Genomic DNA, 11104 nt, shown 5'->3' on the forward strand with positions numbered 1-11104 from the left:
CGATGAACCTGATTTTTTAGTGTCCAAAATGACTTCAAATGGATGAAGATCAGGGTTTTCGGACAGTCTGGGGGGGGATCGTGCGTTTTTGTTATTATTATAAGGGAGTTCAAAAATGTATACATTTTTGAACTCCTTTTTCTTTTCAAAAACATGTCTATTTTATACTATTGTCGGCTGAAAATCAAGAAAAATAAGCCCATCTTTTGTTAATTCTGACGGAATCCCATCAGGAAATTCCCTATAAAGAAAGGTATACATAACTGGACAGGATATGTCTGTTTTCAAATAGCATAAATTGTGGGACAGTTTCCGGTTATGCGGCCTGGAGCGTGTTTGAGAAATGCCAGGGCCAAAGAATGATGGGGGTACGATATATGGGAGAGGTTTATGCATACTGCCGGATCGTTCCGGGCGGCGCGGACAAACGGGAGCAGACAGCCGTCATGCGCGAGATGCAGGTAGAGGAGGAGCACATTTTTGCGGATGTGGAGACGGGAAGCGCCGGGGAGAGGCCGGAATACAGGAGGCTCTTTAGCCGGCTGAGGCCGGGCGATCTGCTGTATATCCGCTGCTTAAGCGCGCTTGGGGACACGTACCCTGAGATCCGCAGGGAGTGGGGGCTGCTGACAAAGGAAAAGGGCGCCGACGTCTCCATCCTGGAGACGCCCCTGATTGACACCAGGCGCGGAAAGCTGCAGTACGGGAGCCTGATCGCGGATATCGTGCTGGATATGCTGAACTATGTGTCAGAGGCAGATAAAAGCGCGCGCAGGCGCAGGCAGCGCGAGGGGATTGAAAGGGCAAAGCGCGAGGGTACAAGGTTTGGCCGCAGCCCCCTGCCGACGCCGGACAACTTTTATCCGGTGTACAAAAGATGGGCTTCCCGGGAGATCAGCGTGGAGGAGGCGGCAAAGCTGTGCGGGTTTTCGCGGGGCACCTTTTACCGCCGGGCGAGGCAGGCAGAGCGGGAAAACTGCAGCGATCCAGAGAATAAGATAGAGAGGGAAGCAGGATGGTAACATTTGTTGTGTGGGGAGCCGGCGACCGCGGGCACATAGCGGCCGAAATATTCGGAACAGACAGGATTGCGGCATTCATTGATTCGGACCCGAAAAAGGCCGGCCAGACCTTTTATGGCCGGCCGATCATTGACTTTGCATATTATAAAACGCATTATTCAGACTATGCAATCCTGGTCTCATTATCAATGGGGCAATCCATTGTTGAAATGTTAGATAAGGAAGAGATCTTCTTTTTTGAGTACAATGAATGTCCGCCGGAGCTGATCGGATATGGATGGAAGCGCGCCAGGAAGTATCTGGACAACTTAAAGGTAGCTGAGACGAAAGTAGCCGTCTACGGGCATACGCTATACAGTGTGTTAATGTATGAATATTTAGAACATTCAGGCCATGAATGCGCCGGCCTGATATTCGGCCGCGATATATCCGGACAGCGCCTGGAATCGTTTGGGCGGATGTTCCCGTTCATTACAGTGAAAAAACTGGATGAGATAGAGGCGGATACAACGATATTGGAGACGATCCGCGAGGATGAGTGCGACAGCCGGATCCACGGCTGGAAGACAAGAGATCTATATGACTGGAAGCGGTTTATACCTGACTACAGGAACCCGGAGATTGCCGGCATGAAGGACAAATACAAAGGGAAGAGGTGCTTTATTGTGGCCACCGGCCCGAGCCTGACGTTTGCTGATCTGGAAAAACTGAAACGCAGCCATGAATTCTGTATCGGTGTCAATACCATTTTTAAAGGATTTGACAAGACGGACTGGAGGCCGGATCAATATGTGGTGGTAGACGTGGATGTCATGAACCATCTCGGGTCAGCTATCAGGGACATGGATGTGAAGCAGAAGTTCATAGCGGATGCAAGCATCGATTTTGATTATGACAGCCTGACAGAGGAATTTTATATCTATCACTCGATTTTTACCAAGAGCACATGGGAACGGGGACTGATATCCGATGATTTTTCGGAGTATGCGTATAACAGCGGCTCAGTAACGACCATCAGTCTGCAGTTGGCGATGTATGAAGGCTTTGAAGAAATTTATTTACTGGGATGTGACAACTCCTATGCAAAAACAGGATTCCGCCATTTTAATGAGCCAAAAGAAGAGGAAACACATGTATACGGGGCGACGTATGACGTGGCGAGATACGTGACGGCGTCCGAGGCGGTTGTCAATGCCTACGGGAAGCTGAAAGAGTATGCAGAGCAGAGGGGAATCAAAATTTACAATGCGACCCGGGGCGGGTATCTGGAGGTCTTTGAACGGGTAAATCTGGATGACCTGCTTCAGGAATAGCTGAGGGCATTTTTTCAGACACGCTCCAGGCATCATAACAGTGAAAGGGAAGAAGCAGATGATGAATCCATTCGTAAAAGACGATCGTTTTTTTCTGATAGCAGGGCCGTGCGCGCTGGAATCGGAACAAAATGTCATGTATCTGGCAGAAGAGATATCGAACCTGTGCAGGAAACTGCAGATCGAGTATTGTTTTAAAGTGTCATGGGATAAAGCGAACCGGACTTCCGCGGCAAAATACCGGGGGCCGGGATTAACGGAAGGCGTCCGGATTTTAAAAAAGGTGAAACAGGAGCTGGGCGTGAGGATTGCAACCGACATCCATGAGCCCTGGCAGGCAGAAGTGATTGCAAAAGCGGCTGATGTGATACAGATCCCGGCTTTTCTGTGCAGGCAGACGGACCTGATCAGAGCAGCGGCAGAGACAGGAAAGACGATTCATATAAAGAAAGCGCAGTTCTTAAGCCCGGAGGAGATGGGAAATGTCATCCATAAGTTTGAAGACTATGGAAACAGGAACCTTATGTTATGCGAGAGAGGGAGCAGCTTCGGATACAATAATCTTGTCGTAGATATGACGGGGCTGGTCCGCATGAAGCGTTTCGGCTATCCGGTGGTGTTTGACGCGACGCACAGCGTGCAGATATCCGGCGGGGGCGCAGACCATGGCAACAGCGGAAAGAGGGAGTATGCGCCGTATCTGGCCAGGGCCGCCATGGCAACCGGGGCGGTGGACGGAATATTCATGGAGGTTCACGATAATCCGGACGAGGCGAAGTGCGACGGGAGCTGCATGCTGCATTTAAGCATGTTGGAAGATCTGTTAAGGCAACTGATTGCGATCAGGGAGGTTCAAAATACGTATGGTTACGGGGTCAGATAGATGATAATTTTGGAAGCTGTAATACACGAGACGGTCTGGGGCGGGAACCGGTTAGGCAGGCTTATAAAGAGGGACGGCGCGAAAACAGGGCATCTTTACCTGGTGAACGGGCATAAGGGACTTTCAAACAGGGCGCTGAACGGAGCGTATGCCGGCGTTACGCTGGAGCAGATATTTCCCCATGAGAAACGAAACTGGGGGATGGAGGCGTATGAGAGCTTCCCGCTCACCATCGCCCTGGTTGACGCCAGGGAGAACTTAAGCATACAGGTACACCCGGATGCCCGGACAGCAGAAAGGCTGGAACATGAAAGAAACGGGAAAACCGAGTCCTATATTTTTCTGGAAGAACCAAAAAGCAGGTGGATCTACGCGGGATGTGCGTGCGGCTCAAAAGAAGAGCTTGAAGCGGCCGTGGAAAACGGAAGGACGGAGGATGTTACGGCGCATTTTCCGGTTGAGAGGGATGATTATGTCTGCATAGAGGCGGGGACCCTGCATGCCCTGACGGCGGGAAGCCTTGTATATGAAATTGAATACGGAAGTGATTTTACATACCGGTTTTATGATTACAACCGGGTGGACGAGCGCGGGAAAACGCGGGAATTACATATCCCGAAGGCCCGTGAGAGCATAGACCTTTGCCGGGTTCCCCAAAAGCGCCCCTGTACCCCCGGGGAGTGGATGCGGGAAGAAAACTACGAGATCTGCAGGATGCAGGGCATGCGATCCTACAAAAATGGCGGGGAGCAGATCGAATGCATTTCCATCCTGAAAGGCGTTGGGGAGTGCGGGGATATACCGCTCCATCCGGGGATGGCGGTGATTCTGTTTCCGGGGGAGACGCTGGCAGGCGCTGCGCTGACCGATATCGTCGCGGCAAGATTAAGGAAATGACGCCGTGCAACCTGCTCAGGAGGAAAATGGACGGACAGGAGAATTTACAGAATGGATAGCTGGACTAATAAGAGAACATGAGGAAGATTAATTTATGCCCATCCATGATGTGCGCCAATTATGGAAATCTGGACAGAGAGGTCGAATTATTAGAAAAAGCAGGTTCGGACATATTGCATCTGGATGTGATGGACGGAAATTATGTCCCGTATTTTGGGATGGGGATGCAGGATATTCAGCATATATGCAGGATCACCAGTCTGAAGACAGAGGTCCATCTGATGATAGAAAACCCGATGAGATATATCGGGCTGTTTGCCGACTGCGGCGTGGACATCATCTATATCCATCCCGAATCAGAATACCATGCGATTACTACGCTGCAGAAGATCGAAGAAATGGGATTAGAGGCGGGGATTGTGATCAATCCCGGGACATCCGTGGGATATATCCAGGAACTGTTAAACGTGGTGGACCGTGTTATGGTGATGGGGGTAAACCCGGGGCAGGCGGGGCAGTTATACCTGCCGTATGCGGAAAACAAAATCGAACAGCTTTTAAAGCTGAAGGACGCGTACCGGTTTTCCATCGGGATGGACGGGGCGTGCAACCTGGAGAGAATCTGCCGCCTTGGCAAAAAGGGAGTGGAGAACTTTGTCCTGGGGACGGCGGCGCTGTTTTACGGCGACATGAACTATATGGAACACATGGAGAGGATTAAGAAAGCATTGGAGGAGACAGGATGAAGGTGGCTGCATTTGCTACGGTAAAGTTAAACAGCGAACGTGTCCCGCATAAAAATACCCAGCCCATAGGCGGAAGGCCGCTGTGTTACCATATCCTTAATACGGCCCTGCAGGTAGACGGGATTGACGATGTGTATATATACTGCAGCGATGAAAAAGTGCGGCAGTACATTCCGTCCGGCGTAAAGTTTCTGCAGAGGGAGAAGTGGCTGGACGGGAATGAGATCCGGGCGAAGGACACATATACGGCATTCCTGAATGACGTACAGGCCGATATCTATATCGCCCTGTGTACGACATCGCCGTTTACAAAGCGCGAGACATTAAAAAATGCGCTGGATCATGTGCTGAGCGGGGAATATGATTCGGCGTTTTCCGCAAAGAGGATACAGACATTTGCCTGGTATCAGGGAAAACCGATTAATTATGATATCGAAAATGTCCCCCGGACCCAGGATATGGAGCCTGTTTTTGCAGAGACAAGCGCATTCTTTATTTTCAGCAGGCAGTTATGGGAAAAGCACGGGAGACGTATCGGCTTCCACCCGTTCATACAGGAAGTGGGGGAGATAGAGTCTGTGGATATTGATACCATGGAGGATCTGGAATTTGCACAGATGATAGCCGGCCATGTGGACTATATTTGAGGGCAGAAAGATGAAGCTGGACTTTGAACATTCAAAAAAAGAAATCATTGATACCTGTATGATCGAAGAACTGAAAAGGGCAAAGGACGTGATCGTCTTCGGGGCCGGCGGAAGCGGCGACTGGACGGTTAGCGCCTTAAGAAAACACGGGATCATGCCCCGGTGTTTCTGTGATAATTCAGAACGGAAACAGGGGAAGGCGCAAAACTTTCTGGATATATTATCCTTTGAAGATGCGATCCGGCTGTACCCGGAGGCGGCGGTATGCATCGCTTCCATGTGGCAGGAAGAAATTCAGCGGCAGATCACCGCTTATGATCCCGGTCTGGAGAAGCATATGTATAATCTCCTTAAGTCCATGGCGTGGGAAACGACAAACTGCCAGTATGTTTCCTCGGAGGAGGAATATATCAGGGGAAATCTGCCGCGTTTTGAAGAGCTCTGCAGGGATTTGGCGGATGAGTATTCAAAGGAAACGCTGCGCGGCATTTTAAATTACAGGCTGACGAGGGACAGAAGCTGTCTGGAGCAGATAAAGAGCAATGGTAGCGTCTATACAGATAAGGCCATATGGGGGAGCGGCCCTGAGGGAGGGGAATATTTTATAATCGACGGCGGGGCCTATGACGGGGATACGGTAAAAGACTTTGTTGAAGCATGGGGAGTCCGGGCAAGGCTGCGCCTGCACTGTTTTGAGGCGGGCCGCGCCAACTGCAGGCTGATAGAGGATAAAAAAGAACGGTTCTGTCCGCATCAGATCTTCGTACATCACTCTGCGCTGTGGGACTCGACCGGGAGCGGGATGGTGTTTTCCGGTACGGGCCTGTCCGGGAAAATAGGGGAACAGGGGTCTGAACGCATTGTAACGGAGCGGATCGATGATCTGGGTTTGGACAGGCTGGATTTTATCAAGCTGGATATAGAAGGCGCTGAGAGAAGGTGCCTGGAAGGGGCCAGAAAAACGATTGAGGCATACCATCCGGGGCTGGCGGTGTGCGCATACCATCTGCAGGACGATTTATTGGCATTGTCTGATTTTGTCAGATCGTTAGACCGCCCGTATGAGATGAAATTAAGACATTATAAAAATTCGGCGGGGGATACGATCCTTTATGCGGTTCCAAAGAAGCGGGCCGGGAAAATGTGAGGCGCAGACAACGGGAAAGGTTTTTCAAACACGCCGGAGGATTTTCGGGCGGTCAGGTAAAACCGGATGATGTGAGGGAATAAGAGGATGAGATGTAAAATATGCGGCTGTGAAGATGCGGCGGTAACATATGAGGGAAAAATCCGCGACGGAAGAGTGGGGAATTATACGTCTGAGAAGATGAAACTGTTCCGGTGCGGGAGATGCGGAACCATCTGGCATGATAACAGCGGGAGGGACAGCAGGGAATATTACCAGAGCGAGGCTTACAGGAACGAATTGGAAGGGACGTCGGATGTGGATGCGTTTTACAGGCTGCATGACGGGGAAAGCCTGGAAAAGTTTCGGTACACAGGAACCGAAATCTTCCGGGGAAAGACCGTGGCGGACATCGGCTGCGGCGCAGGGGCGTTTTTAGATTACATACAGGCAGTCGCAGCCAGGGTGATTGCAATAGAGCCGTCAGAGACATACCGGGAGTCCATGCGAAAGAGAGGGTATACCGTATTCGGGTATGCGCAGGAGGCGTTAGAGGAATACCGGGGCAAGGTGGATGTGATAGTCTCATTTGATGTGATCGAGCATGTGGAAGATCCGCAGACGTTTTTAGAGGAGGCGTACGCCCTGCTGTCAAACGGAGGAAAGGCTTTCATAGGAACACCGACGGACGCGCCGGTCATGCGTGAGGTATTGGGCGGCGCGTACGAGAGCTTCCTGTTCAGCACGCAGCATCCGTGGGTGCTGTCAGAAGGGAGTTTTGCGGCCATGGCCGAAAGGTGCGGGATAACCGGATTCGGTGTCAGGTATTACCAGCGGTATGGGCTGGGGAATTTTGTTTACTGGCTTCTGAACAGGCAGCCGGGGCGGCACAAGGGGTATGATTTTATCACAAAGACAATGGACAGGGCCTGGATTTCGGAGCTGGAACAGCAGAAAAAGTCGGATTATATTGTGTGCGAGATCGTGAAAGATGTCTGCGCTTATGAAGGTAGCGGGGAGAAAGACAGATGATGCAGACAAAAAAATTGCAAGAATTATTAGATTGGTCAGACGGCTCGGAGGAATATGAAGGCAATCTGCTGGAGAAAGTGGATTCGTATCATGAGATTATCATTTTTGGCGCCGGGATTGGCGGGAGACAGACATTGGAATTATTGAGAGCTCATAATGAAGAAGGCAGAGTCAGGGCGTTTTGCGACAATAATGAGATGAAAACCGGAGCCTGCTACCTGGGATTGCCGGTTATGTCTTCCGAAGAGATGAAGGGACGATGGCCGGATGCTTTAGTGATCATTTCCAGCACAGCATATGATGTGATAAAAGAGCAGTGATTAAGGTTAGGAAAAAAAGAAAAGGATATTTATTTTTTTCAACCAGCCGGTATTTCCCTGCATAATCATGAAGAAAAGGCGTTTATACAATCCAATATCGCGAAATATGAATCCGTATATCAGCAATTAGAAGATGAGAAATCTAAGCATATATACAGGTGTATTCTTAATTACAGGATAACGAAAAAGGTCAGATGGCTGGACGAGATGAAATGGGCGGTGGATAAAGAAGAGCATCAATATTTCGACAGGGAGTTATTGCGGGGGTATTCTTTTGAAGATGGATTTGTAGATGCAGGCGCTTATGTAGGCGACACGGTTGACAGTTTTTTCAGGCATTTCCGGGGTGGAACGGGAATTATTATTGTTTTGAGGCGGAGGCGGATATATTTCATGAATTAACCGAAAATATAAAAAAGCCCGGGAAGGCTGAACGAATTACTGCTTATAATTATGCGGTATGGAAGACGGAAGGGAGGCTTAAATTCGTATCAGAGAATGCGGGAAGTTATATAGGGGAGGCGGAAGGGACAGAGGTTCCCTGCTGTTCATTAGATAAAATACTTGAGGGGAAACCAGTCAGTTTTATAAAAATGGATATTGAGGGAGCTGAAAAAGAGGCGCTGCTGGGAGCAGAGGAGATGATAAAGAGAAATAAACCTGTTTTGACAATCTGTATTTATCATAAGCGCGAAGACTTTTTTGAAATCCCGTTGTTGATTGAAGAGATGGTGAAACATGAATATGCGTTTTATATAAGACAATACTGGTATGGCCAGTCCGAAACGGTATTATATGCGCTCCCTGAATCAAGAAAGAAAAAATAAGGTGTTATAAGGAAAGTTTGGATATGGATATAAATGAGTTTATTGATCTGGCAAAGTCACGGCCCCTGACAAACGTGTATATAGTAGGGGCGGGAACGTATGGACAAATTTTCGGAAGGTATTTTGATAAGCATCAGATTGCCTGGGAAGGCTATGTTGACAGAAACAGCAGGCAGGGGCCGATCCATGGAAAAAAGGTTATTTCTTACCGGGAAGCGGGAAACGAAGATGCATATTATATCATCTCTTCGTACATATACAGAGACGAGATGATGAAAGAATTGATAGACTGCGGCGTCCGGGAAGATCGCCTCGTGCTATATGAGACAAAAAACACGATTTATGAGTGTTACGAGGATACGGTACACTGGAAGGGGTATACGGAAAAGCTGAAAAGATATGAGGGCCTGTATAAGGGAAACAGGTGCTTTATAATTGGAAACGGCCCGAGCCTTACCATAGAGGATCTGGAAAAGCTGAAGGGCGAGATTACATTTGCCAGCAATTCCATCTATGCGCTGTATGAACATACGTCCTGGAGGCCGACCTTTCACTGTGCCTGGGATGAGTCTTTTTGTAAAAAGATGATGTCAGAGAAAGAGGATGTGGAGTGGCTGGCGTCGAACTGCGAAGCTTTTTTTACAAGTATCATGAGCGAGGGATTTGCATTCCGGGATTGTAAAGATATCAGAAATTTGTATTATGTGAAGGATGTCAGGGGGAGAGACGGAAAACAAGGTCTTCCTTTATTTAGTGGTGACTGCAGCAGACAGGTGTATTCATCCGGAAGCGTTACCTATATGATGCTGCAGTTAGCGGTCTATATGGGATTTGAAGAAATTTATCTTTTAGGGATGGACTGTTCTTATTCCATAGAGAGGCATTCGGATGGAAGTATAACGAGAAATGATATAAGGGATTATAATCATTTGATACAGCAGATGGAGGAAAGGCAGGGGATGGCGCTTCCAGAAGAGGTTCGTAAGCATTTCGGAATATTTACAGAAATTGACGCAATCATGGATGGCTACAGGGCGGCGAAACAATACGCGGATTTGCATGGAATCAGGATTTGCAATGCGACAAGAGGGGGAAAACTTGATATTTTTCCCAGGGCCGATTTGGATAAAGTGATTTGAGGCTATATACAGATGCAGCGTCCAGAAGAGCCTCAATTGTTGCAAATAGCGAGTGCTTAGTATATAAGGAAAATGAGGGGAATGGTAAAATGTTAAATAATAAAACCATTTTGGTAACTGGCGGCACGGGATCTTTCGGGCATCATTTTGTTAATTATGCACTTAAAAATTATGTTCCTAAAAAGATTATTATCTATTCAAGAGATGAATTTAAGCAGTTTATCATGGAAAACGAATACAAAGGGTATTCAGATATTCTTCGCTTTTTTATTGGGGATGTCCGTGATGAAGGGAGATTAAAGAGAGCCATGAATGGTGTGGATTATGTCATTCATGCAGCGGCATTAAAACAGGTTCCGGCATGCGAATATAACCCAATTGAAGCAATAAAGACAAATGTTAATGGGGCGATTAATGTTATTAATGCGAGCCTGGACACTGGCGTAAAAAAAGTAGTGGCCTTATCTACAGATAAATCAGTGAATCCAGTCAATTTGTATGGAGGGACTAAGCTGGTATCGGACAAGCTTTTTATTTCAGCGAACTCTTATTCCGGAGCAAATGGGACACGGTTTTCTGTTGTGCGGTACGGGAATGTGGCGGGCAGCCGTGGATCCGTGATCCCGTATTTTAAGGATATCATAGACAACGGAGGAAGTGAATTACCTATTACAGATTATAGGATGACCAGATTTTGGATTAGCCTTGAACAGGGGGTGGAGCTGGTTATAAAAGCTTTGGAGAAGTCTTATGGAGGGGAAGTTTTTATATCAAAAATCCCTTCTTTTCACATTACAGATTTAGCAAGGGCTATGCTGCCGGAGTGTAATTTGTTGGAGACAGGGATCCGTGAGGGAGAAAAGCTTCACGAGATAATGATAACTAAAGAAGACTCTATACGTACATATGAATATGAAAAGAATTATATCATATACCCACATTTTGACTGGTGGAATGAAAGTATGCTGATTAAAGGGGGGAGGCCGGTTACAGCCGGTTTTGAGTATAGTTCAGGGACAAATAAAGAGTGGCTTGATGTAGAGGAACTGAAGATAAGGCTGAAGGCGGATGTCCATATAACTTCTCGGAATCTCAATGAATGTGATTCTAACTGAAAATTGACAACTGAATATCGTGCAGGAAAAGAAATTT

The 11104-nt window shown here is 47.9% G+C and carries 12 protein-coding genes; all 12 read left to right on the forward strand.

Annotation, left to right across the window (positions count from 1 at the left end; translation table 11 throughout):
* Positions 1–377 precede the first annotated feature (377 nt).
* The 12 genes from NFS31_RS25425 (at position 378) to pseB (ending at position 11067) form a co-directional block, all read left to right on the forward strand.
* The gene (locus tag NFS31_RS25425; RefSeq protein ID WP_251501508.1) at positions 378–1022 is read left to right on the forward strand and encodes a recombinase family protein; all 645 of its coding nucleotides are present in this window, start codon (positions 378–380) and stop codon (positions 1020–1022) included.
* Positions 1016–2335, forward strand: coding sequence for a 6-hydroxymethylpterin diphosphokinase MptE-like protein (locus tag NFS31_RS25430; protein WP_251501510.1), 1320 nt, complete (start codon positions 1016–1018; stop codon positions 2333–2335). Before NFS31_RS25425 ends, NFS31_RS25430 begins: the two co-directional genes overlap by 7 nt.
* Positions 2336–2393: 58 nt before the next feature.
* On the forward strand, positions 2394–3218 hold the full coding sequence (kdsA, locus tag NFS31_RS25435) for a 3-deoxy-8-phosphooctulonate synthase (protein WP_251501512.1): 825 nt from the start codon (positions 2394–2396) through the stop codon (positions 3216–3218).
* The gene (locus NFS31_RS25440; protein WP_251501515.1) at positions 3219–4115 is read left to right on the forward strand and encodes a type I phosphomannose isomerase catalytic subunit; all 897 of its coding nucleotides are present in this window, start codon (positions 3219–3221) and stop codon (positions 4113–4115) included. It begins immediately after the preceding gene.
* 77 nt (positions 4116–4192) lie between these two features.
* Positions 4193–4861: a ribulose-phosphate 3-epimerase gene (locus NFS31_RS25445; protein WP_251501517.1), complete on the forward strand. Its 669-nt coding sequence runs from the start codon at positions 4193–4195 to the stop codon at positions 4859–4861.
* On the forward strand, positions 4858–5508 hold the full coding sequence (locus NFS31_RS25450) for an acylneuraminate cytidylyltransferase family protein (RefSeq protein ID WP_251501519.1): 651 nt from the start codon (positions 4858–4860) through the stop codon (positions 5506–5508). Before NFS31_RS25445 ends, NFS31_RS25450 begins: the two co-directional genes overlap by 4 nt.
* Positions 5492–6655, forward strand: coding sequence for an FkbM family methyltransferase (locus NFS31_RS25455; protein WP_251501522.1), 1164 nt, complete (start codon positions 5492–5494; stop codon positions 6653–6655). Before NFS31_RS25450 ends, NFS31_RS25455 begins: the two co-directional genes overlap by 17 nt.
* 87 nt (positions 6656–6742) lie before the next feature.
* Entirely contained in the window at positions 6743–7666 is a 924-nt protein-coding gene (locus NFS31_RS25460; RefSeq protein ID WP_251501525.1) for a class I SAM-dependent methyltransferase, read from the forward strand.
* Positions 7663–7986, forward strand: a complete 324-nt coding sequence (locus NFS31_RS25465) for a hypothetical protein (RefSeq protein ID WP_251501527.1) — start codon at positions 7663–7665, stop codon at positions 7984–7986. The genes NFS31_RS25460 and NFS31_RS25465 overlap by 4 nt, the downstream gene beginning before the upstream one ends.
* Before the next feature lie 386 nt (positions 7987–8372).
* Positions 8373–8813, forward strand: a complete 441-nt coding sequence (locus NFS31_RS28110) for an FkbM family methyltransferase (RefSeq protein ID WP_251501535.1) — start codon at positions 8373–8375, stop codon at positions 8811–8813.
* A gap of 23 nt (positions 8814–8836) precedes the next feature.
* A complete protein-coding gene (locus NFS31_RS25475; RefSeq protein WP_251501529.1) occupies positions 8837–9952 on the forward strand; it encodes a 6-hydroxymethylpterin diphosphokinase MptE-like protein in 1116 nt (371 codons plus the stop codon).
* An 89-nt stretch (positions 9953–10041) separates the two neighbouring features.
* Positions 10042–11067: a UDP-N-acetylglucosamine 4,6-dehydratase (inverting) gene (pseB, locus tag NFS31_RS25480; RefSeq protein ID WP_251501532.1), complete on the forward strand. Its 1026-nt coding sequence runs from the start codon at positions 10042–10044 to the stop codon at positions 11065–11067.
* Positions 11068–11104 lie beyond the last annotated feature (37 nt).

Source organism: Otoolea muris, assembly GCF_943193115.1.
In the GTDB taxonomy this organism is placed as follows: domain Bacteria; phylum Bacillota; class Clostridia; order Lachnospirales; family Lachnospiraceae; genus Otoolea; species Otoolea muris.

Bases quoted from the DNA above. Each gene is read 5' to 3' on its own strand.
- NFS31_RS25425 (WP_251501508.1), top strand. From the start codon at position 378: ATGGGAGAGGTTTATGCATACTGCCGGATCGTTCCGGGCGGCGCGGAC.
- NFS31_RS25430 (WP_251501510.1), top strand. From the start codon at position 1,016: ATGGTAACATTTGTTGTGTGGGGAGCCGGCGACCGCGGGCACATAGCG.
- kdsA (WP_251501512.1), top strand. From the start codon at position 2,394: ATGATGAATCCATTCGTAAAAGACGATCGTTTTTTTCTGATAGCAGGG.
- NFS31_RS25440 (WP_251501515.1), top strand. From the start codon at position 3,219: ATGATAATTTTGGAAGCTGTAATACACGAGACGGTCTGGGGCGGGAAC.
- NFS31_RS25445 (WP_251501517.1), top strand. From the start codon at position 4,193: ATGAGGAAGATTAATTTATGCCCATCCATGATGTGCGCCAATTATGGA.
- NFS31_RS25450 (WP_251501519.1), top strand. From the start codon at position 4,858: ATGAAGGTGGCTGCATTTGCTACGGTAAAGTTAAACAGCGAACGTGTC.
- NFS31_RS25455 (WP_251501522.1), top strand. From the start codon at position 5,492: ATGTGGACTATATTTGAGGGCAGAAAGATGAAGCTGGACTTTGAACAT.
- NFS31_RS25460 (WP_251501525.1), top strand. From the start codon at position 6,743: ATGAGATGTAAAATATGCGGCTGTGAAGATGCGGCGGTAACATATGAG.
- NFS31_RS25465 (WP_251501527.1), top strand. From the start codon at position 7,663: ATGATGCAGACAAAAAAATTGCAAGAATTATTAGATTGGTCAGACGGC.
- NFS31_RS25475 (WP_251501529.1), top strand. From the start codon at position 8,837: ATGGATATAAATGAGTTTATTGATCTGGCAAAGTCACGGCCCCTGACA.
- pseB (WP_251501532.1), top strand. From the start codon at position 10,042: ATGTTAAATAATAAAACCATTTTGGTAACTGGCGGCACGGGATCTTTC.